The following is a 23,856-nucleotide window of genomic DNA, read 5'->3' on the forward strand; positions in this document are numbered from 1 at the left end:
GATATTATTTGGGGGAAGAATATGTACGGTGTAGATTTTACAAAAAAGAAAAGAGTTATTGTAAAGGTTGGTTCATCAACCATAACACATGATGCAACTGGAAATATTGATTACACGAAGTTGGAACGACTTGTTAGACAGCTCTGTGATTTGCGTGCTCAAGGCAAGGATGTATGTCTTGTATCTTCAGGTGCGATTGCTGTTGGACGATATGCAATTGGTTTAAAAGAACGTCCTTCAGATTTGGCTACAAAGCAGGCTTGTGCTTCTATTGGCCAGGCTTATCTTATGTCGGTTTATCAAAAGCTTTTTTCTGAGTACAATCAAAGAGCCGGCCAGATTCTTATGACCAAAAAGACAATGACCGATCCAGAATCTAGAGAAAATGCTCGTAATACTTTTGAACAGCTGTTTAATCTAGGGGTTATTCCTGTAGTTAATGAAAATGATACTGTTGCCACTCATGAAATTCAGTTTGGCGACAATGATTCATTGTCAGCTATCGTTGCAGCCCTTGTTAACGCTGATGCACTTATTCTTTTATCAGATATAGATGGTCTTTATACTGACAATCCAAACACAAACCCTAATGCTGAGTTTGTGCCAGTTGTAAAGGATATAGACTCTGTTTTTGAAATGGCTTCATCTGATAGTACATCAAATGTTGGCACAGGAGGAATGACTGCAAAGCTTAGAGCAGCACAAATAGCTACATATTCTGGTGCGGATATGGTTATTACAAACGGCACACATATAGGAAATATTCATCGTATTTTCGAAAATAAAGATAAAGGCACACTCTTTACAGCAAATAAAAGAGATGATGTCCATATATTAGATTTGTTAGAGGATTAATTATGATTACAGAGAAAGATATCGCAAGAATTAATGAACTTTACCATAAGCAGAAAGGTGAAGGTCTTACTGATGCTGAAAAAGCAGAGCAGGCTAAGCTTAGAAGAGCTTATATTGATGCAATTAAAGGCAATATCAGAACCCAGCTTAACAATATCGATATCGTAGACGAAGATGGTAAGGTAGAAAACCTTGGCGAAAAATATGGAAGTAAGTCAAACTAGTAATGATATTAGATTAACTTATAAAAGAATTAGAGATGGTATTTCAATTTCAGAAAGAAATCGATTGTCATCCCTTATTAGTGAAAATGTTTTGGCTCTTTTAGAATCTGATTTTAAAGGAGCTAATATTTTTTTATGCTTTTATCCATTTGGAAGCGAAGTTGATTTAAAACAGTTATACTCCATTTTATTACAACAGGGAAAGCATCTATATTTCCCAAAATGTGATAAAAAGAATCATCAGTTGTATTTCTATGAAATAGTCGATTTAGAAAAGGATTTTTCTATTGGTTCATACAATATTATGGAACCGAAATCTGACATGAATTTACTTACTGATTTCAATCAGTCAATTATTTCTATAACCCCAGGGTTGATATTCGATAAAAAGCTTAATAGAATTGGTTATGGAGGCGGCTTTTATGATAGATTTTTCGAAAAGCATCCAGAAATAACAAGCATTGCGCCTTGCTTTTCAAAGCAGCTGGCGGAGAATATACAAATCGAATCCCATGATATACCGATGGATTATATTGTTACTGAAAACTTGGTTTTGAAAGGAAGTAGATCATGACATTAATTGAGCAGGCAACAAAAGCAAAAGCAGCAAAGTACAAAGTAGCTTTATTATCTACCGAGGCTAAAAACAAAGGAATATTAGCAGTTGCAGATGCTCTTGAGGATAATAGCTCTGATATTATTAGTGCTAATAAAATCGACATGGCTAACGGTGAGAAAAAGGGCTTATCCCAGGGACTGCTAGATCGATTGAAGTTAGATGAATCTCGAATTAGCGGAATGGCAGAGGGATTGCGTCAGGTTGTAGAACTGGAGGATCCAATCGGAAAAATCACCGAAGAATGGGATAGACCTAACGGGCTCCATATAGCCAAAAGGCTTGTGCCAATTGGTGTTGTTGGCGTCATTTACGAGGCTCGTCCTAATGTAACTGCCGATGTGTTTGGCTTATGTTTCAAGACTGGCAATGCAACTATCTTAAAAGGTGGTTCGGATGCTCTTGAATCAAACAAGGCTATTGTAAAGATTATCAGGGATACTCTTGTGAAGGAAAATCTTCCAGTTGATGCTATTACATTAATCGAAGATACTACAAGAGAATCTACAAATCAGCTTATGCGAATGAACGGATATGTAGATGTTCTTATTCCTCGAGGAGGAGCTGGCCTTATCAAATCAGTTGTAGAAAATGCTTCTGTCCCAGTAATAGAAACAGGTTCTGGCAACTGCCATATTTACGTAGATTATGATGCAGATATCGATATGGCTATATCTGTTATCGAAAATGCGAAAACACAGAGAATTGGTGTATGTAACGCCTGTGAATCTCTTGTTATACATAAAGATATAGCAGCCAAGCTACTTCCTGCTCTAAACGCAAAGCTTAGAGAGCACGGCGTACAAATATTTGCCGATGCTGATTCTAAGCAGTACCTCGAGGGTTCTTTTGATGTAACAGAGGAAGATTTTGGTAAGGAATATTTAGATTATATAATTTCAGTTAAGACTGTTTCTTCAGTAGAAGAGGCAATTGAACATATTAATAAATACAATACAGGTCATTCAGAATCGATCATTACTAATGACGAAGCTAATGCTAATATGTTCTTGAATGGCATTGACGCATCTTGTGTTTATGTTAATGCTTCAACCAGATTTACAGATGGATTTGAGTTTGGGTTCGGAGCAGAAATAGGAATTAGCACACAAAAACTTCATGCAAGAGGCCCTATGGGACTTTTAGCATTAACAAGTTATAAATATACAATCCGTGGTAACGGACAAATTAGATAATAGTTAGGAATTAAAATGAGTATTACAGATTTATTAAACAATGCTCCAACAGAGGAGCCAGAACGCCAATATTATTTCATTAAGGAGGCTGCAAAAATTGTAGCTAAAAGAGAAGAAGAGCTTGGAAGAAAGCTTACTTGCTGTGTTGTTACATTTGGTTGCCAGATGAACGCAAGAGATTCCGAGAAGCTTCTTGGTGTTCTTAAGGAAATTGGTTATGAAGAAACAACAGATGAAAACGCTGATTTTGTAATCTACAATACATGTACCGTTAGAGAGAACGCAAATAATAAAGTTTACGGTCATCTTGGTATTCTTCACGGTTACAAGAAAAAGAATAAGAATATGATGATTGGTCTCTGCGGTTGTATGATGCAGGAGCCTACTGTTATCGAGCACTTGCAGAACAACTACAAATTTGTAGATTTAATCTTTGGAACACACAACCTTTACAAGTTTGCAGAGTTATTTACAACAGCGTTACTCAATAAAAAGGGAATGATTATTGATATTTGGAAGGATACCGACAAAATCGTAGAGAATCTTCCAATTTCTAGAAAATTCCCATTCAAATCTGGTGTAAATATCAGTTTCGGATGTAATAATTTCTGTACATATTGCATCGTACCTTATGTTAGAGGAAGAGAACGTTCTAGAAAGCCAGAAGATATCGTTAACGAAATTAAATCATTGGTGGCAGATGGCGTAGTTGAAATTATGCTTCTTGGTCAGAATGTCAACTCATACGGCGTAGGCCTTGAAGAAAAGGTTACCTTTGCAGAGCTACTTAAAATGGTAAATGATATCGAGGGACTTGAGCGAATTCGTTTTATGACTCCTCATCCAAAGGATCTTTCAGATGACCTTATTGAGGCAATGGCTACACTTCCAAAGGTTTGCAAGCACATGCATTTACCTCTTCAGTCTGGAAGTAGCGAAATCCTTAAGAAAATGAACAGACGTTACACAAAGGAGCATTATCTCGGCTTAGTAGAAAAGCTTAGAGCTCGTATCCCTGATGTAGCGATTACTACAGATATTATCGTTGGTTTCCCTGGCGAAACAGAGGAAGATTTCCTTGAAACAATGGATGTAGTAGATAAGGTTCACTATGATAGCGCCTTCACATTCATTTATTCTAAGCGTACTGGAACTCCAGCAGCTACTATGGATAATCAGGTTCCTGAAGACGTAATCAAGGATAGATTTGATAGATTACTTGCCTTAGTACAAAAGCATGGACACGAAAAAGTAAAATCTCTTGAAGGAACTGTTCAAAAGGTGCTTGTTGAAGAAGTAAATGAACAGGATTCATCATTGGTATCAGGCAAGCTTGAAAACAATACAACAGTACATTTCCCAGGAGATGCATCTTTGATTGGAAAAATCGTTGAGGTTAAGTTAAACTGTTGTAAAGGATTTTATTTTATTGGGGAGAAAATATGATAGCATTCATTCGAGGCACACTTACTGATATTGATGGCAACGTCATTATCGTTGACAATAATGGAATAGGTTATGGTGTTAATTCTTCAATGAATACAATTGGCAGTCTTCCTGCTATTGGTTCAGAAATCAAGCTTAACACCAAGCTGATTCCAAAAGAGGATTCTCTTACTTTATATGGATTCTATGACAAGGAGGAGCTTAAGATGTTTGAGCTTCTTCTTTCTGTCAGCGGAATTGGGCCTAAGGGGGCTCTTGCAATCCTTAGTTCCATGACCGTTTCAGACATTCGTTTTGCTGTAGCAGGAGGCGATTCCAAGGCCTTTGCTAAAGTTCCTGGAGTAGGAAAGAAAACAGCAGAAAGAGCAATAATCGATTTAAAGGATAAAGTTGATATTGTAGATGCATTCGAAGGTAAGCTTTCAGCAGGCCAGACAAAGATTGCCACCACTTCAACTGTAAAAGAAGAAGTACTAGAGGCACTTGTAGCACTTGGTTATTCTCCAAGCAATGCTGCTAGAGCTTTAGACAAGATGACAATTACAGATTCTACAACCACTGAACAGTTGCTTTCTGATACACTAAAACAAATGTCATTTATTTAAGGGTGAGAATATATGCTTTCAAACAAACAAATAACATCTACAATTGCATCTCACGAGGATTTAGTTACAGATAACGCTCTTAGACCAAAGAGCTTTGATGGCTACATTGGTCAGAACAAAGTCAAAGAGAACATGCAAATCTATATCGAGGCTGCAAAAAAGCGTGGTGATGCATTGGATCATGTGCTTTTATATGGACCTCCAGGTCTTGGCAAAACCACTCTTGCAGGGATTGTAGCTTCCGAGATGAACTCAAATATTAAAGTTACATCTGGCCCTGCGATTACCATACCAGGTGAAATAGTAGCAGTTCTTATGACTTTGAAGGATGGTGATGTTTTATTTATCGATGAAATTCATCGTCTTTCAAAGCCGGTAGAAGAGACTCTGTATTCTGCAATGGAGGATTTCGCTGTAGATATTGTTATGGGCAAAGATACAACAGCTCGTTCAATCCATACAAAGCTTCCTCGTTTTACACTTATTGGAGCAACCACTAGACCGGGTCTTTTATCAGCTCCACTTCGTGATAGATTCGGAATAATCGGCCATATGGATTATTACACTCCAGAGGAGCTATCAACAATCGTCACAGCTTCTGCTGGAAAGCTGGATGCCCCTATAGATTATGAAGGAGCTTACCAAATAGCTCTTAGATCAAGAGGAACTCCTCGTTTAGCAAACAGGTATTTAAAACGAGTGAGAGATTACGCTGAAGTTAAATTTGATGGTGTTATCACAAAGGATGTAGCTGCCGCCACACTAGATTCTTTAGAGGTTGACACATTAGGATTAGATAATAACGACAGAAACATATTGCTTGCAATAATCGAGCGTTTTAACGGTGGTCCAGTTGGCCTGGACAATCTTGCCGCCACAGTAGGAGAGGACTCAGGAACAATTGAGGATGTTTACGAGCCATATCTTCTCCAAAACGGCTTAATTATCCGCACTCCAAAGGGTCGAGTTGCAACAAAAGAAGCATACGAACATTTTCACATGCCAATTCCAGAAAATGTAATGTGAAATCTTGTTTTTATGCAAAATAATATATATAATTATAATTGATTTTCTACAGGGAGGATGCGGTATATGGTTTCCGAGAAGAGCGCAAAAGTGCTTATAGGCGGAAAAGTTTATACGTTGAGCGGTTACGAAGAGGAGGAATATCTTCAGAAGGTTGCCAACTACATAAATTCAAAGCTTGACGAGTTTAATTCAATAGACGATTACAAGCGTATTTCTGCTGATTTAAAGGCTACTTTGCTTGAGCTAAATATTGCTGACGATTACTTCAAGGCGAAGACCCAGGTTGAATCCCTTGAATCTGATTTAGATATTCGTGATAAAGAAATTTACAATCTCAAACACGATTTAATATCAGCACAGCTTAAGACAGAGACTTTAGAAGAAACAATTACAAAGCTTGAAAGGGAGAACAAGGAGCTTCTTCTTCACAAGACAAAGCTTGAGGCTTCCCTAGAGGATGCCCTTCTAGGTTCTATTTCAGATGTATAATAATTGGGTCCCTTGATGGGGCCCTTATTTTATGAGGATATCTATGAATAAATTAGAATTACTTTCGCCAGCAGGCGATTTACAAATATTTAAAGCTGCTATCAATTCAGGAGCTGATGCAGTGTATTTTGGCGGAGATTTATTTGGCGCCAGAGCTTATGCTAAAAACTTCTCAATCGAAGACGCCAAAGAGGCTATTAAATATGCTCATTTACACGGTGCGAAGGCTTATCTTACTGTAAATACTTTGCTTAAAAATCTTGAAATCGAAGGCAAGTTATACGAATACCTTAAAGCATACGTAGAAAATGGAATCGACGCATTTATCGTTCAGGATTTTGGCGTATTTAATTTTATAAGAACATATTTCCCGGATACTCATATTCATGTGAGCACTCAGGCTAGTCTTTGTACCGAATATGGTGCCAAGTTTTTTGAGGATTTAGGTGCATCTCGTATTGTTACAGCTCGCGAGATATCTATCAATGAAATTAGCAGAATCCATAGTACTTGCCCCGATTTGGAAATCGAGTCTTTTGTGCACGGTGCTCTTTGCGTTTGCTATTCTGGACAGTGCTTGATGTCATCAATTTTAGGTGGAAGATCTGGCAACAGAGGAAGATGTGCTCAGCCTTGTAGACTTCCATACGAAGCTTTTGATGATAAAAATAATAAGCTTAACAAAAAAGGAAATTACATCCTTAGCCCTAAGGATTTTTGTACTATAAAGTATCTTCCTGAAATGATTGAAGCAGGTGTAATGTCCTTTAAAATCGAAGGAAGAATGAAGCAGATAGACTATGCAACGGGAGTTTTATCTGTATATAGACATTATATAGACCAGTATTTATACAAGGGTTCTGCTAATTATTCTGTATCAGATGAGGACATAACACGTCTTTTAAATTCAGGAAACAGAAGCGGATTTACTGATTTATATTTGCATTCCCACAACGGCCCTGAAATGATGACTTTCGAGGCACCATCACATACAAAAGCAGAATCTTCTAATGCAGAAATTTCAGAAAGAAAAATAAAAGTTAACTGCAAGGTTAGCGCAAATCTAGGAAAAGAGCTTCAGGTTACTTTCACGGATGATAACGGAAATGAAGGTAAATTTACAGGAAGTGTTATTGAAAAAGCTCAAAATAGAGCCACCAGCAAAGAAGATATCGTAAAAGCGATATCTGGTCTGGGAAATACATCATTTGAAATTGATAAATTAAATATTGATTATGATGATGATATTTTCTTGCCTGTTTCTGCTTTGAAGACCGCCAGAAGAGAAGCCATTGCAAAGCTTACTGCTGTATTATCTACTGAGAAGAATAAAATAGTGGTTCCATTTGAGGAATTAAAGGTTCAAAGCAATATTCAGACTTCCCCAAAGGCTTTCATCACATTGCTAAAAGAAGAGCAGATTAAAGCATTGAAAAACTTTGATTTTATTAATGCTATTGCGGTTCCATCCCATTTATTCGAGACTGCAAAACAATATTTCTCTGGCGAAGTATATATTTACCTGCCAGCAGTGTTTAGAAGCAGCAAAATCAAGTCTTTAGATATAGACGATAGAGCAGACGGTGTAATAGCAGCAAGCTACGATGAGCTAGGTTATTTATCTAGTATTAAATATCCTCAGGAAAAAGTTATTCTGGACCACAGGTTATATACTTTTAACAACCGAAGCGTTAAATCATTCGAAAAGCTTGGATTCAATTATAGCTGTATCCCTTATGAGCTTTCATTAAAGGAATTAAAGCACAGAGATAATCATAATTCTCAGATGATTATTTACAGCCGTATTCCTATGATGATTACAGCTAATTGCACTGTTAAGAACACTATCGGATGTAAAAAGGCCAACAGCCAGATTACACTAGTAGATCGAAAAAATGAAAACTTCATTGTAGCATGTGACTGTAATAATTGTTACAACACTATCTACAACAGCAAGATATATATGGCATTTGATTTAAAGGATGAATTGCTATCTCTCGGTGTTAAAGAATTACGATTAGATTTTACTGTTGAATCTGAATCAGAAACCGAAGAAATACTTAAGCTTTATAAAGATGTATTTATCAAGAATCAACCTTTTAAATTCAAAGAAGACTTTACTAAAGGACATTTAAAAAGAGGGGTAGAATAACGTTGGTTAGCGTTCTGATAACTTTTTCCAGAATTACAATTTTAATCTTTGTAATGGTGTTTACACTATTAGATGTTATACAGATATTTGAGGCAAAAATCGGTGAAGATTTATCGGGGATTTTATCTACTATTCAATCTATCATGGTGGTCTGTTTTCTGATAAACGGCTCCATCATTTTATACTATGTAAAAGAAGATCCTAGAATTATTCTATTGACTATCTTTCAGCTGGTTTTATTTATAGCGATAGGCATATCAATGTCAAAGCTCAACTATAGTAAATCTGGGGCATTATTAAACAATATGTTAATGCTTCTAAGCTTTAGTTTTATTGCGCTAGAAAGACTTGATATGAGCAGGGCAACCAGACAGTTTGTTTTTGCCATTGCATCTGCCGGATTTGCTATTTTAGCTATGCTGGTACTTAAAAACATCAAGCATATCAATCGAAAACTATTTATTTTTGCCCTTATTGGTATTGCGCTTCTTTTAATTGTGCATTTCGCAGGAAAGGTGGAGTATGGCGCAAAGCTATCACTTTCGTTTGGAGGCATAAGCATACAGCCTAGTGAATTTGTTAAGCTTACTTATCTGTTCTTTATCAGCGGTTGCATAGTCACTTACAAAGATATGCGTGGCTTTCTGTTTTCTACAATAGGAGCTGCATTACATGTTTTGGTATTAGTTTTTTCGAAAGATTTAGGAACAGCTATGATATTTCTTGTTGCCTATGTTTTTATCATTTTCATAGCTTACAAGAATTATATTGTTTTATCGTTGGAATTTATTGTAGCTTTTGCAGGCGGAATATTCGCATACAATAGATTTCCTCATATACAATCTAGATTTATTGCATGGTCTGACCCATTATCAGTTATCGATGATAAAGGATATCAAATTACACAGTCATTATTCGCAATAGGATCTGGAGGATGGTTCGGCTCCGGACTCACAAATGGTCAGCCAAATAAGATTCCGGTTGTTACCAAGGACTTCATATTTGCAGCTATTTCTGAGGAATTAGGGGCAGTTGTTGCTATATGCTTAATAGTTATTGTAATGTGCACCAGCATTATGCTTTTTAATAGAGCTTTTGCATGTTCTAACAGCTTTTATATGTTGATTATCAATGGAATCGCTATTATTTTTTCGATTCAAGCTATATTAAATATTGGTGGCGTAATCAAATTTATACCATCCACAGGTGTCACCTTGCCTTTTATCAGCTATGGTGGCAGCTCTTTACTTTCAATGTTTATTTGTTTCTACATCGCACAGTGTTCTGATGAATTAATTTATATAAACAAAGGCAGAAGACGTTATGACTAAAAAGAAGACTACTAAGAAAGCAATTCGAAAAGAAATATATGTTATAGCAATTATGTTTGCCATGGTTTTTATTGCTATGATTGTCTACCTTTCTTATTACGTGAAAGAAGGAGCAAAAGATTTCATATACAATTCTTATAATTCAAGATTTTCTGCTTTTTCAGATGATGTAACCAGAGGTAGCATATATACCGCAGACGGGCATATTATAGCCAAAACAAGCTACGATGATTCCAAGCAGGAAATACGTGTATATCCAGACGAAAGGCTATTTAGCCATGCTGTAGGCTATGTGGATCAGGGAATGGCTGGGCTAGAAGCCTATTATTCATTCGATTTGCTGAAGAGCCACATTTCGCTTAAAGATCAGATTAACAATAATCTCAGCGGCAAGAAAAGCCCTGGAGACGATTTATACACTACATTTGATTATGAAACTCAGCTAGCTGCTTACGAAGGTATGGGAATGTACGACGGGGCAGTAATAGCAATCGAGCCATCTACAGGAAAAGTTGTTGCCATGGTATCAAAACCTGATTACGATCCAAACACAATTGCAACATACTGGGATGATATTAATAGTGAATCCAACACTAAGTCAGTACTTTTAAATAGAGCCACCCAGGGAGCTTATCCGCCTGGTTCCACATTTAAAATTGTCACCACCATTGCCTATTTAAGAGCAAATAATGGTAATTCTGATTTCAGTTTTAATTGTAAGGGCTCCCTTAAAGTAGGAGATTATACAATTCATTGTAGTAGTAATGAATCTCACGGTTCAGAGAACCTATTAAAAGCATTTTCCAACTCCTGCAATAGCGCCTATGCATATATGGGAATCAATCTTGATAAAGATGAGTTCACTGAAACAGCAGAGGAATTATTATTTAACGATACATTGCCTACTCAGATTGAAGCTACTAAAGCATCCAATTTTTCTCTTGCAAATAGTAACGATAAGCTTGTCGGTCAAACATCCATAGGTCAGGGTAACACCACAGTTTCACCACTTCACATGTGCATGCTTGTTTCTGCAATTGCAAACGATGGTGAGTTGATGGAACCATATTACGCTGATAAACTGGTAAGCGCCGAAGGCGATATTGTTAGTCAGACAGATGAAAAGAGTTACGGACAAATTATGTCCGATTCTGAGGTAGATTTACTTAATGAATACATGGAAGCTGTTGTAATGGATGGAACTGCTGATAGCGTAGATTTTGGCGATTTAAAAGTATACGGCAAAACTGGAACAGCAGAGTACACAACAAATAAAAGTATGACCCATTCCTGGTTTGTTGGATACGCGATAGATAATACTGGAAAAGAACTGGCTATTGCTGTTATAATGGAAGGAGCAGGATACGGAAGTAAGCATGCAGCACCATTGGCAGCAAAGGTTTTTAATGCATATTTCCAGTAACACACTATATTTAAAAAATAAAATCAAGATATAGTGAAAAAATCATTGCAATTTACAATTTGCTTTGCTATAATTCGATTGTTGCGTTTAGTCAATGCAATTTGTTTTTGAAATAAATTACAAGGAGGTGCAATCATGGCAAAATGTGCAGTTTGTGGAAAAGGCGCTCATTTCGGTAACAATGTGAGCCATTCTCATAGAAGATCCAATCATATGTGGAAGTCTAATGTGAAGTCCGTTAAGTGTAATGTGAATGGAACACCTAAGAAGTTATATGTATGTACTTCTTGTTTACGTTCTGGCAAGGTTGAGCGTGCTTAATCTTACACACGATATTGAAAGTCACTCGGAAGGGTGGCTTTTATTTTTTGTTTTAGGCATTAATCCTTACTTTCATTTTTAGTAAACATAGTATATAATGTTCTCATCATGAGTAAATATGCGAATTTGGAGGTAATTTTATGCAAGGTCAAATGGAAACAGAGCTTGGTAAGATTGTTATAGACACAGATGTTATTGCTACTTATGCCGGTTCAGTTGCAGTAGAGTGCTTCGGTATTGTAGGCATGGCTGCTGTCAATATGAAAGATGGCTTGGTTAAGCTTCTCAAGAAAGATTATTTAAATCACGGAATTAGTGTCAATATCAATGAGGACAACACAATTTCGTTAGATTTTCATGTTATTGTTTCATATGGTGTTAGCGTTGCTGCAGTAGCAGAAAACCTCATCGAAACAGTAAAATATAAAGTTTCGTCTTTTACTGGTTTAACTGTTGATACAATCAATATCTACGTTGAAGGCGTAAGAGTTATTGACTAAGGAGGATTTATACGTGGAGATTCAAACTATCGATGCGTCTTTATTATCAAAGATGTTCCTTTCGGGCGCAAAAAATCTTGAATCTAAAAAGGAATGGATTAACGAATTAAACGTTTTCCCAGTTCCTGATGGTGATACAGGTACAAACATGACTATGACTATCATGTCTGCAGCAAATGCTGTAATGGAGCTTCAGGATCCAGACATGAAGACATTGTCTAAGGCTATTTCATCTGGCTCACTTAGAGGCGCTAGAGGTAATTCAGGTGTTATTTTGTCTCAGCTTTTCCGTGGTTTTACAAAGGTTATTTCAAGCCACGACGAAGTTGATATTCCACTTTTAAATGAGGCCTTTGAAAAGGCAGTTCAGACTGCTTACAAGGCAGTTATGCAACCAAAGGAAGGTACAATTCTTACAGTTGCCCGTGCTGCTGCTGACAAGGCTGCAGAGATGGCTACAAAGACAGACAATATCGTAGAATTTGCTGAAGCTGTTATCGCAGAAGCAGAGGATACACTTGCAAGAACTCCAGATATGCTTCCAGTTTTGAAGCAGGCTGGTGTTGTAGATTCAGGCGGACAGGGTCTTGTTCAGGTTCTTAAGGGTGCTTACGATGCCCTTATTGGTAAGGAAGTTGATTACACAACAGAAGCTGTAGAGGCTCCAAAGGCTAAGCCAGCTATTTCTAAGTATGCTGTTGAATTCGTTATCGAATCTGAGAAACCACTTGCTTCATACCAGATCAAAGAATTAAGAGCAAAATTAGAGAAGTTAGCATCTGGAAAGGTTTCTGATCTTACAATCACAGAGACAAATTCTGATGAAGTAGTATTCTCTAGCGAGAAAGAAGATGTTAAAGAAGAAGCTCCAAAGTTTACAGAGCCTGCAAAGGAAATGGGATTCGTTTCAATTGCTACAGGTGATGGTCTTACATCTATCTTTACAGAGCTTGGCTGTGACTACATGATTCCAGGTGGACAGACAATGAACCCTTCTACAGACGATATCCTTTCAGCCGTAGAAAAGGTTAATGCAAAGACTGTATTTGTTTTACCAAACAATAAAAACATCATTCTTGCAGCAAATCAGGCAGCTGCTATTTGTGAGGATAAAAAGATTATCGTTATCCCTACAAAGACAATTCCTCAGGGAATTACAGCTCTTATTTCATTCGCTGCAGACGCTAGCGTTGAAGATAACCAGGCAGCAATGACAGAAGAAATTTCTAATGTTAAGACTGGTCAGGTTACATACGCTGTTCGTGATACTGTTATTGATGACAAAGAAATCAGAAAAGATGACTGGATGGGTATGGGCGATTCAGGCCTCCTTTCAGTAAATGCTGATATTTCAACTGCATTCCTCGAGATGATCGATGAAATGGTTTCTGATGATTCCGCTGTAGTTTCTATCTACTGGGGTGAAGGTTCAAATCAGGATGATGCTCAGGCACTTGGAGACAAGGTCCTTGAGAAGTATCCAGATCTTGAAGTTGAAATTTCAGAAGGCGGACAGGCTGTTTACGCATATATCGTTTCAGTGGAGTAATATTATGGAGTTGTTATCACCGATTGACACTATTAAGGGCGTTGGAGAGAAGACAACTAAATTATTAAATAAGTTAGGAGTATATACCATAGAGGATATACTCCTTTTTTTTCCGCGTACCTATTTAATTTATCCTGAGGTATCTGTACCAAACAAAGATAACGTCAATTCACTTGTTAGTATAGCCGGGCGCATCAAGACAAGCCCAAAGATATTTAGAACAAGAAACAAACTGGATGTATTATCAGCAACAGCCTATGTGGATGATATGGCAGTTGATTTAGCCTGGTTTAATTCGAATTATATTAAATCCAGCTTGGAACCAGGCAAAATATATGTTTTCTACGGAAGGCTATTATTTGACAAGGGTCGATACAAGATTACACAGCCTTTAATATTTGAAAGAGATAAATATGAGGAAATCCGCAAGCAAATACAGCCTATTTATCATTTAACTAAAGGCCTAAGCAACAATCTTGTATTAAAATCAGTTAAAAGTGGATTTGAGCACTGTAACATTCCAGAAAACAGGTTGCCTGAGGATATAGAATCCAAAAATGATTTTATGTCATATAAGGATGCGATTTACGCCTATCATTTTCCTAAGGATTTTGATGAGCTGGTAAAAGCACGCCGTCGCCTTGCTTATGAAGAAATGTTTTTCTTTATACTTAATTCCCGTTTACAAGAAGAAAAGGGCGTTTCATATCCGAATACATTCAATATCACACATCACCAGGAAACGGACGATTTTAGAAACTCATTACCTTTCGCTTTAACTAATGATCAATTAAAGGTTATTGATGACATTTCTAGTGATTTGACAGGAGAATACATTACTCAGAGATTAATTCAAGGTGATGTAGGAAGTGGTAAAACCATCGTTGCCTTTTTGGCCATGTTGGATGTTGCATTATCTGGATATCAGGCAGCAATCATGGCGCCTACAGAAGTGCTTGCAAAGCAGCACTATGAAAGCTTCAAAAAATGGGTTGATGATGCCGGATTAGATATTCCAGTAGCTTTATTTACAGGCTCTATGAAGGTTTCTGAAAAGAAAGCTATGCAAAAGCTTGTAGATGAAAATGAGCAATGCTTAATCATTGGCACCCATGCCTTGATTTCGGAAGGCCGAACTTTTGGAGAATTGGCATTAGTAATTACCGATGAACAGCATAGATTTGGCGTACAGCAACGAGATAAGCTTTCCTCAAAGGGAAATCATCCTCATATTGTTGTTATGTCAGCAACCCCAATTCCTAGAACCTTGGCTATGATACTCTATGGAAATATGCATGTTTCTGCAATCAAGGAGCTTCCAGCTAATCGATTACCTATAAAAACATGTGTAATCAAAGAAAGTATGCGAGCAACCGCTTACAAATTTGTTTCCGATGAAATAGCAAAAGGACATCAGGTATATATAATTTGTCCACTTGTTGAGGCATCAGAAACAACTGAAGCGCAAAACGTTACGGATTACAGCAAGAAACTAAAAGAACACTTTAAAGATAAATATCAGATTGGTGTATTACATGGAAAAATGAAGCCTGCAGAAAAAAATCAGGTAATGGATGATTTTGCTAATCATAAAACTGATATATTGGTTTCTACAACTGTTGTAGAGGTAGGTGTAAATGTCCCAAACGCAACAGTCATGATGATTGAAAACGCCAATAGATTTGGTCTTGCAGCTCTTCATCAATTACGAGGACGAGTTGGTAGAGGCGACGCTCAGAGCTACTGTATTTTGATGAATTCAAGCTCTGATAATCATGAATCAGAACGTTTAAATATAATGCTTAAATCAAACGATGGTTTCTATATTGCTAAAGAAGATTTGAAATTACGAGGTCCAGGCGATATGTTTGGAGTTCGTCAAAGTGGCGAATTCAGCTTTAAGGTTGCAGATATTTATCAAGACGCCGACGAGCTAGAGATGGCTTCATCTGATGTAGATGAGATAATAAAAAAAGACCCAGAACTGGAAAATCATCCAGCTCTAAGGTCCACATTAAACTCATTCTTGGCTAATCAATTTTACGTGCTCTAAGGTAGGAGTAGCCATAAGAGAGTAATTAGTGTAATAAACTACAAAGCCTGCTACAGCGCTAGCGGGCTTTTTTACGTTCTTCTTTTGTAAGTAATCAATCTCAACTTTTTGAGAATCGCGACCAGAAGAATAGTAAGCGGCCAACTCTGCAGCATATTCATATGTACTGTCTGGTAATTCCTTACCATTTGCTTTAACAATTACATGACTGCCATGTATCTTTTTTGTATGGAACCACCAATCATTTCCTGTAGCAAATTTAAAAGTAAGTTCATCGTTCTGGTAGTTGTTTTTACCAACATAAATATCGAATCCATTATCATCAACAAAATGTAATGGTTTGCTTTTCTTGATTTTTTCTTTTTTATTACCAGAATGTTTCTTAATGAATCCGTGATCAGATAATTCGCGTCGAATTTCAGCTAAATCATTTTCATTTTCAGCGATATTCAAAGCAGCCTCGATAGATTGTAGTAATTCCAATTCCTGCTTTGACTGTTCAATATAAATATTGAGAGCTTCGGCTGTTCTTTTTAACTTTGCATATTTATCAAAATATTTCTTGGCATTTTCTGTAGCAGACAAATCAGGATCAAGAGGTATGGTCAATTCCTTGTTGTCATAGTAATTAATAACCGTTATGGATTTATCCTTTGGCTTTGCTTCGTAGCCGTAGGTGTGAAGCATTTCACCGTAAATCTTGTATTTATCGCGTTTCTCTGTATCTTTTTGCTGCTTTAATTGCAAATCAAGTTTCTTAGAAGCTCGCTCTATGTGATTTGTAATAATCTTACGTAAATCAGAGGATTTCTGACGAATGTTTGTGTATTGATTACGCTTAGCGTAAAACTCAATTAATACTTCAGACATTGTCTGGAAAGATTTTGCTTCCATATCCTGATACATTGTAAGGTTAACAGGCGCATATTCAATTGGCTTGCCATTTGCTCCATCTACAATGATATTGTAAGAGTAGTTATCATTTCTAATATCATCCATCAAGCCGGTAAAGTTATTCCAAAGCTTATCTTTGTGTTCGTCAAAAAGAGAAGCGCAGCTTGCATCAGAATCTATTCCCGCTCTGAAACAAATTTCATTGGCAATTGTAGGGCTTATACCAATATATGATGACATAAGTGCTCTAAACACGGATTCACTTCGTTTAAGAACTGTATTCTTAAAGGAATCCTCTGATGACTCCAAAGGATTTGTTTTGCCTTCCTGGGTTGGAATAAAGTAGTCTCGACCAGGCAAAACTTCTCTTACAGAACTAACTGAAGATGGAATATGCTTTATGGAATCCAAAATCATATTATCTTCGTTGCAAAAGATTATGTTAGAATGCTTACCCATAATCTCAATATAAAGATATTTGTATGTAATATCACCCATTTCGTTTAAATGCTGTATTTTAAAGCGAACGGCGCGTTCCATTCCCATTTGAGAAATTTCGATGATTCTTCCTGCGCCTATATGCTTTCTAAGCAACATACAAAATCCTGGAGCTTGGGCTGGTGCAGTTTTATTTTCATCTGTGATATACATAAATGGAAGAGAAGCGTTTGCCGATATTAACAATCGTTTGTTTCCATTTTGAGTATTTATAGTAATCAATAATTCCTCTTTTTCAGGCTGAGAAATTTTATTGATTTTTCCATTCAAAAATGTCTCGTTAAATTCATGTACTAATGCATGAATAGAAATACCATCTAATGCCATTTTCTTGTCCTTTCAAAGTACTAGTACTTCATCCTTTATTGTTGACTATCATGATACATTTAATTATAATTAATTACAACTGTGTACACTTCAGAGTAATGTAATTTTTATTATAAAATTCTAAGGAGAGACATCTTCACATGGTACGTAGTATGACTGGATACGGCAAGGGCTTTGCTGAAAATTCTGATGCCCGTGTCACAATAGAAATGAAGTCTGTTAATCACAGATATCTTGATTTAAATATCAAACTCCCAAAGAAACTTAATTTTTTAGAGAGTGTAGTTCGCAACAAAATTGGCGAAAGTATTTTTAGAGGAAAGGTAGATGTTTACATCACTTTACTCGAGCATTCTGATGCCTGCTATCAGGTATCTATCAACGATGCTATGGCAGCTAAATACTATGAATCTATTTCTGCTATGGCTGAAAAGCTCGGTGTCGACAACGATATGAAGGCTAGCAGCATTGTTCGTCTTCCGGATGTTATTGAGCTTACAGAAAATGATGCTGATGAAGATAGCCTGAAGGAATTAGTGCTTTCAGCTCTTTCAGATTGCATCGATCAATTCGTAGAGTCAAGAATAGCAGAGGGCCAGCGTTTAGAATCTGATTTAGTTTCTAAGATGGATGACATGCTTGTTCTCGTTGACAAGCTCGAAAAACGTAGTCCACAGATTATCGAAGAATACAAAGCTCGTCTTACTTCAAAGATTCAAGAGCTTCTTGATGATACTAAAATCGACGAGGCACGTATCGCTCAGGAAGTCACTATGTACGCAGATAAGATTTGTATCGATGAAGAAATGGTTCGTTTAAAGAGTCACGTAGCAGAAACAAGATCTGTATTTGATTTAGATAAGGAAGTTGGTAGAAAGCTTGATTTCCTTGCACAGGAGCTTAATCGTGAAGCAAATACCATTCTTTCAAAATCAACAGATGTTGAAATTGCTGATATCGGCATCACTCTTAAAACACTTATCGAAAAGGTTAGGGAGCAGATCCAAAATATAGAATAATATGGCTTTTATAAATATAGGTTTTGGAAACATTATTAATAGCAATAAAATTGTATCGATGATCACCTCCGATTCGGCACCTTCAAAGCGTATAGTTGCCAATGCAAAAGAAAAAGGCAACATAATTGACGCAACACAGGGGCGTCGCACTAGATGTGTGATAATATGCGATGAGTATGTGGTTTTATCTGCACTTATGCCAGATACAATAGCAAATAGAATTAGCGATAATTCATTTAAGGAGGAGATAGACAATGATTAGTGATAAAGGTCTTGTAATTGTCCTTTCAGGCTTTTCAGGAGCTGGCAAAGGAACAATCATGAAGCATTTGCTTGAGGCACATCCTAATGATTACAATCTTTCAATTTCCGCTACAACACGTGATATTCGTGCAGGAGAGAAGGATGGAAGAGAATACTTCTTTAAAACAAGAGAAGAATTCGACAAAATGATAGAAAACGACGAGTTACTTGAGTATGCAACTTTCAATGGTAATTCATACGGAACACCTCGTGCTTACGTTGAGCAGTTAATCGAGCGTAAAAAGGATGTTATCCTTGAAATAGAAATCCAGGGTGCACTTCAGGTTAAGAAAATGTTCCCTGATGCACTTTTACTTTTCACAATGCCACCATCAGCTAAGGAGCTTGAAAACAGACTTGTTGGCAGAGGCACAGAAACAGATGAAGTAATCAAAGAGAGACTAGCAATTTCTTGCAAGGAATCTCAAAACATGGACAAGTATGATTACCTGATTGTAAACGATTCATTGGAAAAAGCTGTAGATCAGGTTCATAATATAATTCAGGCTGAACATTATAGAGTAGAAAGAAATCATTCAGCTATTAAAGAAATGCAAGAAGAATTAAAGATATTTGAAAGGAGTAATTAATTATGATACATCCATCTTATGTTGAACTTATGGAAAAGGTAAATGAAAATGTTGAGGTTGGAGAGGAGCCAGTTGTAAACAGCCGTTACACAATCGTTGCTGCTACAGCAAAGCGTGCTCGTCAGATTATCGACGGAGCTGAGCCACTCATCAACTGCCAGAAGGGTGAAAAGCCACTTTCAATCGCTGTTAATGAGCTTAACGAAGGCGCTATTAAAATTATTAATGAGGATGCAAACAACTAACCTATGAATGTATTATTTGTTTCATTAGGCTGCGATAAAAACCTTGTTGATTCAGAGCACATGCTTGGTGATCTTATTGACCACGATTTCACAATTTGTGACAACGAGGAAGACGCAGATATCATTGTTGTTAATACATGTTCTTTTATCGCTGATGCAATGGAGGAAAGTATCCAGACTATCATCGATTTAGGAGCATATAAGGAGTCAGGCAAGCTTAAGGGACTTATTGTTTCTGGGTGTCTGGCTCAGCGTTTTACTGAGGATATTCTTGAAGAACTTCCTGAGGTTGACGCTATCATTGGAACTAATTCCTATGATGAATTAGTTAATGCAATCAATATAGTCTTAGAAAAGAACGGTGAAAAGCCTGTTTTCAAGAAAGAATTAAAAGGGCTTCCTAAGGATGGCCGAAGAGTTCTTACAACAGGTGGTCACTATGCGTACCTTAAGATTGCTGAAGGCTGCAACAAACGCTGCACCTACTGTATAATTCCATTCTTACGCGGCGATTATCGCTCTGTACCTATGGAAAAGCTTTTGGCAGAAGCAAAACAGTTGGCTGCAGATGGAGTAAAGGAACTCATTCTTGTTGCCCAGGAAACAACAGTCTACGGTATGGATATTTATGGCAAGAAATCACTCACAGATCTTCTTCACAAGCTTTGTGAAATCGATGGAATTGAATGGATTCGTATTCTTTATGCTTACCCTGAGGAAATCACTGATGAGCTTATAGAATGCATGGCATCTGAGCCAAAGATTTGCCACTATATCGATATGCCTATACAGCATTGTAATGATCAGCTTCTCCATAATATGGCTAGAAAAACAAATAAAGCTGACATTATGAATATAGCAGACAGATTGCGCAAGGCTATGCCAGATATTTCCCTTAGAACCACTTTGATTTGTGGCTTCCCAGGGGAAACAGAAGAGATGCATGAAGAGCTTTTACAGTTTATCAAGGATATGTCTTTTGATAGACTTGGCGCTTTTGCTTACTCAAAAGAAGAAGGTACTGTAGCTGCTACTTGGGACGATCAAGTAGATGAAGATTTAAAGAAAAAATGGTTAGATGAAGTTATGCTTTGCCAAAAAGATATATCTTTATCTAACAATAAAAAATACATCGGAAGAACACTGAGAGTTTTCATTGAAGGAAAGCTTCCAGAAGATGGAGTCTTTATAGGTAGAACATATCGCGACACACCTTCAGTGGATGGTTTTATTTTTGTAAATAGCGAAACTGAACTTACCAGCGGACAGTTCGTAGATGTTGAAGTTACAGGTTTTGACGAATATGATTTAATAGGAGATGTAAAGTTATGAATTTAAAGGAAATGAATTTACCTAACAAACTTACATTATTCAGAGTTGTACTTATTCCTTTTTTTGTTTTATTTTTACTTATCAACCCTGAAAATCAAGCACTTCGTATTATTGCTGATTTAATCTTTATTGTAGCGTCTCTAACAGATATGTTAGATGGAAAGATTGCACGTAAATACAATCTTGTTACAAATTTTGGAAAGTTTATGGACCCATTGGCAGATAAGCTTTTAGTTTGCTCAGCAATGATTTGTCTTATCTCTACAGGTCAGTTATATGCTTGGATTGTTATTATTATCGTAGCAAGAGAGTTTATTATTTCCGGCTTTAGACTTATAGCTGCTGAGAATGGTGTTGTTATAGCTGCAAACATTTTTGGAAAGCTTAAGACAGTTTCACAGATGATTATGATTATCATCCTTGTTGCAAACCTTCCATTCGGTTGGTTGCAGGTATTAGGACAGGTGTTCATTTGGGTATCACTTGTACTTACAGTTCTTTCACTTGTAATATACATTTACCAGAATAGTGAAGTTCTCAAGGAGCAAAACTAATTATGGAAATTTCCAATATTCTTGAAAGATTGATAGCTAACAAGCTTACAGTTTCAACTTCTGAATCATGTACAGGTGGTATGATTGCAAGCTCTATTGTAGATTTTCCAGGAGCTTCAAATTGTTTCAATGAAGGATATGTTACATATTCCAACGAGGCCAAAATCAAGAATTTAGGCGTAAAAGATGAAACACTTATGGCTTACGGTGCTGTTAGTGAACAGACTGCAAAAGAAATGGCTATCGGAGTCAAGAAAAAGGCAAGGGCTGATTTCGGTTTATCCTCAACCGGTATAGCTGGTCCAGGAGGCGGTTCTCCAACTAAGCCAGTAGGCCTAGTTTATATTGGATGTTCATATGGTGAGTCCAACGTAAAGGTTAAAGAATTGCATTTGACTGGAAGCAGAACAGAGGTTAGAGCGCAGGCTACAAATCTCGCATTTCAGCTTCTAGATGAATGCATGAGAGAACTTAACATATAATGAGGTAATAGTTTTGAGAATAATTTCCGGAAGTAAACGTGGGATGAATTTACAGACTCCCGAAGGCCTCGGCACCAGACCTACTTCTGATAGAATCAAAGAAACATTATTTAATATGATTTCTTTTGATATACCTGGTTGCAGATTCTTAGATTTGTTTTCAGGTAGCGGTCAAATGGGTATCGAAGCTCTTAGTAGAGGAGCAAGTGAAGCTGTTTTTGTAGAAAAAGATAAAACAGCCATCTCATGCATCGAGAATAATTTATCCAAAGCAAAGTTCACAGATGAAGCTACACTTTACAAAGAGGACGTATTTTCAGCTTTGAACAAGCTAAATGGAAATGAAGAATTTGATTTTGTTTTTATGGATCCTCCATATAACAAACTTATAGAAAAACAGGTTCTAGAAGTATTGGCAAACAAAAGCTATATTTCTAACGAAACCACCATTATAGTAGAAGCCAGTCTTGATACAGATATAGACTATGTTTCAGAATTAGGCTATACAATTACCAAAGAAAAACTATACAAGACTAATAAGCATATATTTTTAAAGAAGGCGTAAAATGAGACGAGCAATTTATCCAGGAAGCTTTGACCCAATCACTTATGGGCATCTTGACATTATTAAAAGGGCTAGCAAGCTTTGTGATGAACTTGTTGTTGGCGTTTTAAATAACAAGCAAAAAAATCCGTTGTTTTCCATTGATGAACGTGTTAACATGATAAGAGAATTGACTGAAAATTTAGACAATGTCAAGGTCGATTCTTTTGAGGGACTTACAGTAGACTTTGCGAAGGCAAAGGATGCACAGGTAATAATTAGAGGGCTTAGAGCTGTTACTGATTTTGAAATCGAAATTCAAATAGCTCAATCTAATAAAGTTCAATATCCTGATTTAGAGACTTTATTTATGCCTACATCTTTAAAATATTCTTATTTGAGTTCTACAGTCGCAAAGGAATTTGCGTCTTATGGAGGAGATATCAGCCTATTTGTTCCACCTCAGGTTATACCTCTCATAGAAGCCAAAATTAAAGACAAGGAGAAGTAATTACCATGGCAAGTACAAGCAAAATTGAAGATATCATTGACGAAATCGAAGCTTATATTGATGATTGTAAGCCATCTGCTTTTTCTACAAACAAAATCGTAGTTAACAAGGACGAGCTTGAATCACTTTTACAGGAGCTTAGAACAAAGACTCCTGATGAAATCAGAAAATATCAGCGAATGATTGCAAACAGAGAGCAGATTCTCGCAGATGCAAAAGCAAAGGCTGATGAAATAATTAGTCAGGCACAGATTCAGACAAACGAACTTGTTTCTGAACATCAAATTATGCAGCAAGCATATGCTCAGGCTAATGAAGTTATTCTTATTGCGCAGAAAAACGCTCAAGAGAAAATCGATAGAGCTACAGAAGATGCTAACAACATCAGAATGGGTGCTATCGCTTATACAGATGAGCTATTAGCAAATATTCAAACTATACTTGCAAATGCAATTGACACAACAAGAGCACGTGACGACGCATTCCTTGGCACTATGCAGGTTTACTTAGATACAGTTAATGGAAACAGAGCAGCGCTTGTTCCTGATTCATTAAATGACGGCGATTCTGATCCAGCTCAGAGTTTAGATTCTACAGGTGATGCAGCTGTGAATGAGCCAGCTCCACAACAGCAGGCAGATGTCACTTCAAACGGTAATGATGCTGATGAGGATTTACCAGCACTTGATATTCCTGAGCAGTTCTTTAACAAGGAATAATCATAAGTTTAGATTTTACAGCCAACTTGTATTACATACAGTTGGCTTA

Annotated in this window: 26 protein-coding genes; 25 read left to right on the forward strand and 1 reads right to left on the reverse strand. The window is 36.9% G+C overall.

Annotation, left to right across the window (positions count from 1 at the left end; all coding sequences use genetic code 11):
* The first annotated feature begins 21 nt into the window (after window positions 1-21).
* The 15 genes from proB (at window position 22) to recG (ending at window position 15,789) form a co-directional block, all read left to right on the forward strand.
* Entirely contained in the window at window positions 22-855 is an 834-nt protein-coding gene (gene proB / locus BMY66_RS01515) for a glutamate 5-kinase (RefSeq protein WP_074788937.1), read from the forward strand.
* A 2-nt stretch (window positions 856-857) separates the two neighbouring features.
* Window positions 858-1,079 carry a DUF896 domain-containing protein gene (locus BMY66_RS01520; RefSeq protein WP_177175553.1) on the forward strand — a complete coding sequence of 74 codons (222 nt, stop codon included), beginning with the start codon at window positions 858-860 and terminating at the stop codon, window positions 1,077-1,079.
* The gene (locus tag BMY66_RS01525; protein WP_090393921.1) at window positions 1,060-1,653 is read left to right on the forward strand and encodes a 5-formyltetrahydrofolate cyclo-ligase; all 594 of its coding nucleotides are present in this window, start codon (window positions 1,060-1,062) and stop codon (window positions 1,651-1,653) included. Before BMY66_RS01520 ends, BMY66_RS01525 begins: the two co-directional genes overlap by 20 nt.
* A complete protein-coding gene (locus tag BMY66_RS01530; protein ID WP_090393922.1) occupies window positions 1,650-2,891 on the forward strand; it encodes a glutamate-5-semialdehyde dehydrogenase in 1,242 nt (413 codons plus the stop codon). Before BMY66_RS01525 ends, BMY66_RS01530 begins: the two co-directional genes overlap by 4 nt.
* A gap of 15 nt (window positions 2,892-2,906) precedes the next feature.
* Window positions 2,907-4,337: a tRNA (N6-isopentenyl adenosine(37)-C2)-methylthiotransferase MiaB gene (miaB, locus tag BMY66_RS01535; RefSeq protein ID WP_090393923.1), complete on the forward strand. Its 1,431-nt coding sequence runs from the start codon at window positions 2,907-2,909 to the stop codon at window positions 4,335-4,337.
* Window positions 4,334-4,942 (forward strand): Holliday junction branch migration protein RuvA, encoded by a 609-nt coding sequence (ruvA, locus tag BMY66_RS01540; RefSeq protein ID WP_044934530.1) that lies wholly within the window; start codon window positions 4,334-4,336, stop codon window positions 4,940-4,942. Before miaB ends, ruvA begins: the two co-directional genes overlap by 4 nt.
* 12 nt (window positions 4,943-4,954) lie before the next feature.
* On the forward strand, window positions 4,955-5,968 hold the full coding sequence (gene ruvB / locus BMY66_RS01545) for a Holliday junction branch migration DNA helicase RuvB (protein ID WP_090393924.1): 1,014 nt from the start codon (window positions 4,955-4,957) through the stop codon (window positions 5,966-5,968).
* Window positions 5,969-6,034: 66 nt separating this feature from the next.
* Window positions 6,035-6,460, forward strand: a complete 426-nt coding sequence (locus BMY66_RS01550) for a cell division protein ZapA (protein ID WP_044934527.1) — start codon at window positions 6,035-6,037, stop codon at window positions 6,458-6,460.
* A 43-nt stretch (window positions 6,461-6,503) separates the two neighbouring features.
* The gene (locus tag BMY66_RS01555) at window positions 6,504-8,612 is read left to right on the forward strand and encodes a U32 family peptidase (RefSeq protein WP_177175554.1); all 2,109 of its coding nucleotides are present in this window, start codon (window positions 6,504-6,506) and stop codon (window positions 8,610-8,612) included.
* A gap of 53 nt (window positions 8,613-8,665) precedes the next feature.
* Window positions 8,666-9,943 carry an FtsW/RodA/SpoVE family cell cycle protein gene (locus BMY66_RS01560; protein WP_143064491.1) on the forward strand — a complete coding sequence of 426 codons (1,278 nt, stop codon included), beginning with the start codon at window positions 8,666-8,668 and terminating at the stop codon, window positions 9,941-9,943.
* On the forward strand, window positions 9,936-11,366 hold the full coding sequence (locus tag BMY66_RS01565; RefSeq protein ID WP_090393927.1) for a peptidoglycan D,D-transpeptidase FtsI family protein: 1,431 nt from the start codon (window positions 9,936-9,938) through the stop codon (window positions 11,364-11,366). The genes BMY66_RS01560 and BMY66_RS01565 overlap by 8 nt, the downstream gene beginning before the upstream one ends.
* Before the next feature lie 135 nt (window positions 11,367-11,501).
* Window positions 11,502-11,687: a 50S ribosomal protein L28 gene (gene rpmB / locus BMY66_RS01570; RefSeq protein ID WP_015549663.1), complete on the forward strand. Its 186-nt coding sequence runs from the start codon at window positions 11,502-11,504 to the stop codon at window positions 11,685-11,687.
* Between the two features lie 140 nt (window positions 11,688-11,827).
* Window positions 11,828-12,187, forward strand: a complete 360-nt coding sequence (locus BMY66_RS01575) for an Asp23/Gls24 family envelope stress response protein (RefSeq protein ID WP_033154141.1) — start codon at window positions 11,828-11,830, stop codon at window positions 12,185-12,187.
* Between the two features lie 13 nt (window positions 12,188-12,200).
* Complete coding sequence (locus BMY66_RS01580) at window positions 12,201-13,736, forward strand: DAK2 domain-containing protein (RefSeq protein ID WP_090393928.1); 1,536 nt, start codon at window positions 12,201-12,203, stop codon at window positions 13,734-13,736.
* 4 nt (window positions 13,737-13,740) lie between these two features.
* Window positions 13,741-15,789 (forward strand): ATP-dependent DNA helicase RecG, encoded by a 2,049-nt coding sequence (gene recG, locus BMY66_RS01585; protein ID WP_090393929.1) that lies wholly within the window; start codon window positions 13,741-13,743, stop codon window positions 15,787-15,789.
* Here the strand turns inward: recG and BMY66_RS01590 are convergent.
* Entirely contained in the window at window positions 15,757-17,508 is a 1,752-nt protein-coding gene (locus BMY66_RS01590) for an Rqc2 family fibronectin-binding protein (RefSeq protein WP_090393930.1), read from the reverse strand. The two genes, recG and BMY66_RS01590, sit on opposite strands and share 33 nt — an antisense overlap.
* Window positions 17,509-17,648: 140 nt before the next feature.
* Between BMY66_RS01590 and BMY66_RS01595 the strand changes: the two genes are divergently transcribed.
* Genes BMY66_RS01595 through BMY66_RS01640 form a run of 10 tightly spaced genes read left to right on the forward strand, consistent with a single transcriptional unit; the run spans window position 17,649 to window position 23,807 of the window.
* Window positions 17,649-18,527 (forward strand): YicC/YloC family endoribonuclease, encoded by an 879-nt coding sequence (locus BMY66_RS01595; protein ID WP_074788927.1) that lies wholly within the window; start codon window positions 17,649-17,651, stop codon window positions 18,525-18,527.
* A 1-nt stretch (window position 18,528) separates the two neighbouring features.
* On the forward strand, window positions 18,529-18,789 hold the full coding sequence (locus BMY66_RS01600; RefSeq protein ID WP_044934514.1) for an extracellular matrix/biofilm biosynthesis regulator RemA family protein: 261 nt from the start codon (window positions 18,529-18,531) through the stop codon (window positions 18,787-18,789).
* Window positions 18,785-19,420 (forward strand): guanylate kinase, encoded by a 636-nt coding sequence (gene gmk / locus BMY66_RS01605; protein ID WP_044935020.1) that lies wholly within the window; start codon window positions 18,785-18,787, stop codon window positions 19,418-19,420. Before BMY66_RS01600 ends, gmk begins: the two co-directional genes overlap by 5 nt.
* Before the next feature lie 2 nt (window positions 19,421-19,422).
* The gene (rpoZ, locus tag BMY66_RS01610) at window positions 19,423-19,665 is read left to right on the forward strand and encodes a DNA-directed RNA polymerase subunit omega (RefSeq protein WP_044934512.1); all 243 of its coding nucleotides are present in this window, start codon (window positions 19,423-19,425) and stop codon (window positions 19,663-19,665) included.
* A 3-nt stretch (window positions 19,666-19,668) separates the two neighbouring features.
* Window positions 19,669-20,997, forward strand: coding sequence for a 30S ribosomal protein S12 methylthiotransferase RimO (gene rimO / locus BMY66_RS01615; RefSeq protein WP_090393931.1), 1,329 nt, complete (start codon window positions 19,669-19,671; stop codon window positions 20,995-20,997).
* An 11-nt stretch (window positions 20,998-21,008) separates the two neighbouring features.
* Window positions 21,009-21,551, forward strand: coding sequence for a CDP-diacylglycerol--glycerol-3-phosphate 3-phosphatidyltransferase (gene pgsA / locus BMY66_RS01620; protein ID WP_044935017.1), 543 nt, complete (start codon window positions 21,009-21,011; stop codon window positions 21,549-21,551).
* A 2-nt stretch (window positions 21,552-21,553) separates the two neighbouring features.
* Window positions 21,554-22,033 (forward strand): CinA family protein, encoded by a 480-nt coding sequence (locus BMY66_RS01625; RefSeq protein ID WP_090393932.1) that lies wholly within the window; start codon window positions 21,554-21,556, stop codon window positions 22,031-22,033.
* A gap of 13 nt (window positions 22,034-22,046) precedes the next feature.
* Window positions 22,047-22,598: a 16S rRNA (guanine(966)-N(2))-methyltransferase RsmD gene (gene rsmD, locus BMY66_RS01630; protein WP_090393933.1), complete on the forward strand. Its 552-nt coding sequence runs from the start codon at window positions 22,047-22,049 to the stop codon at window positions 22,596-22,598.
* A 1-nt stretch (window position 22,599) separates the two neighbouring features.
* Window positions 22,600-23,088 carry a pantetheine-phosphate adenylyltransferase gene (gene coaD, locus BMY66_RS01635; RefSeq protein ID WP_033154133.1) on the forward strand — a complete coding sequence of 163 codons (489 nt, stop codon included), beginning with the start codon at window positions 22,600-22,602 and terminating at the stop codon, window positions 23,086-23,088.
* 5 nt (window positions 23,089-23,093) lie between these two features.
* Entirely contained in the window at window positions 23,094-23,807 is a 714-nt protein-coding gene (locus BMY66_RS01640) for an ATP synthase subunit B family protein (RefSeq protein WP_177175555.1), read from the forward strand.
* The last annotated feature ends 49 nt before the right edge of the window (window positions 23,808-23,856 follow it).

Origin of the sequence: Pseudobutyrivibrio sp. C4 (assembly GCF_900111635.1) — a bacterium.
Taxonomy (GTDB): Bacteria; Bacillota; Clostridia; order Lachnospirales; family Lachnospiraceae; genus Pseudobutyrivibrio; species Pseudobutyrivibrio ruminis.

Coding starts and splice junctions, on each gene's coding strand:
- BMY66_RS01625 (WP_090393932.1), top strand. CDS start 21,554: ATGGAAATTTCCAATATTCTTGAAAGATTGATAGCTAACAAGCTTACA.
- BMY66_RS01550 (WP_044934527.1), top strand. CDS start 6,035: ATGGTTTCCGAGAAGAGCGCAAAAGTGCTTATAGGCGGAAAAGTTTAT.
- BMY66_RS01590 (WP_090393930.1), bottom strand. CDS start 17,508: ATGGCATTAGATGGTATTTCTATTCATGCATTAGTACATGAATTTAAC.
- ruvA (WP_044934530.1), top strand. CDS start 4,334: ATGATAGCATTCATTCGAGGCACACTTACTGATATTGATGGCAACGTC.
- BMY66_RS01600 (WP_044934514.1), top strand. CDS start 18,529: ATGGCTTTTATAAATATAGGTTTTGGAAACATTATTAATAGCAATAAA.
- pgsA (WP_044935017.1), top strand. CDS start 21,009: ATGAATTTACCTAACAAACTTACATTATTCAGAGTTGTACTTATTCCT.
- rpoZ (WP_044934512.1), top strand. CDS start 19,423: ATGATACATCCATCTTATGTTGAACTTATGGAAAAGGTAAATGAAAAT.
- miaB (WP_090393923.1), top strand. CDS start 2,907: ATGAGTATTACAGATTTATTAAACAATGCTCCAACAGAGGAGCCAGAA.
- BMY66_RS01525 (WP_090393921.1), top strand. CDS start 1,060: ATGGAAGTAAGTCAAACTAGTAATGATATTAGATTAACTTATAAAAGA.
- recG (WP_090393929.1), top strand. CDS start 13,741: ATGGAGTTGTTATCACCGATTGACACTATTAAGGGCGTTGGAGAGAAG.
- rimO (WP_090393931.1), top strand. CDS start 19,669: ATGAATGTATTATTTGTTTCATTAGGCTGCGATAAAAACCTTGTTGAT.
- BMY66_RS01595 (WP_074788927.1), top strand. CDS start 17,649: ATGGTACGTAGTATGACTGGATACGGCAAGGGCTTTGCTGAAAATTCT.
- ruvB (WP_090393924.1), top strand. CDS start 4,955: ATGCTTTCAAACAAACAAATAACATCTACAATTGCATCTCACGAGGAT.
- coaD (WP_033154133.1), top strand. CDS start 22,600: ATGAGACGAGCAATTTATCCAGGAAGCTTTGACCCAATCACTTATGGG.
- BMY66_RS01640 (WP_177175555.1), top strand. CDS start 23,094: ATGGCAAGTACAAGCAAAATTGAAGATATCATTGACGAAATCGAAGCT.
- BMY66_RS01555 (WP_177175554.1), top strand. CDS start 6,504: ATGAATAAATTAGAATTACTTTCGCCAGCAGGCGATTTACAAATATTT.
- BMY66_RS01520 (WP_177175553.1), top strand. CDS start 858: ATGATTACAGAGAAAGATATCGCAAGAATTAATGAACTTTACCATAAG.
- BMY66_RS01560 (WP_143064491.1), top strand. CDS start 8,666: ATGGTGTTTACACTATTAGATGTTATACAGATATTTGAGGCAAAAATC.
- BMY66_RS01575 (WP_033154141.1), top strand. CDS start 11,828: ATGCAAGGTCAAATGGAAACAGAGCTTGGTAAGATTGTTATAGACACA.
- proB (WP_074788937.1), top strand. CDS start 22: ATGTACGGTGTAGATTTTACAAAAAAGAAAAGAGTTATTGTAAAGGTT.
- BMY66_RS01530 (WP_090393922.1), top strand. CDS start 1,650: ATGACATTAATTGAGCAGGCAACAAAAGCAAAAGCAGCAAAGTACAAA.
- BMY66_RS01565 (WP_090393927.1), top strand. CDS start 9,936: ATGACTAAAAAGAAGACTACTAAGAAAGCAATTCGAAAAGAAATATAT.
- rpmB (WP_015549663.1), top strand. CDS start 11,502: ATGGCAAAATGTGCAGTTTGTGGAAAAGGCGCTCATTTCGGTAACAAT.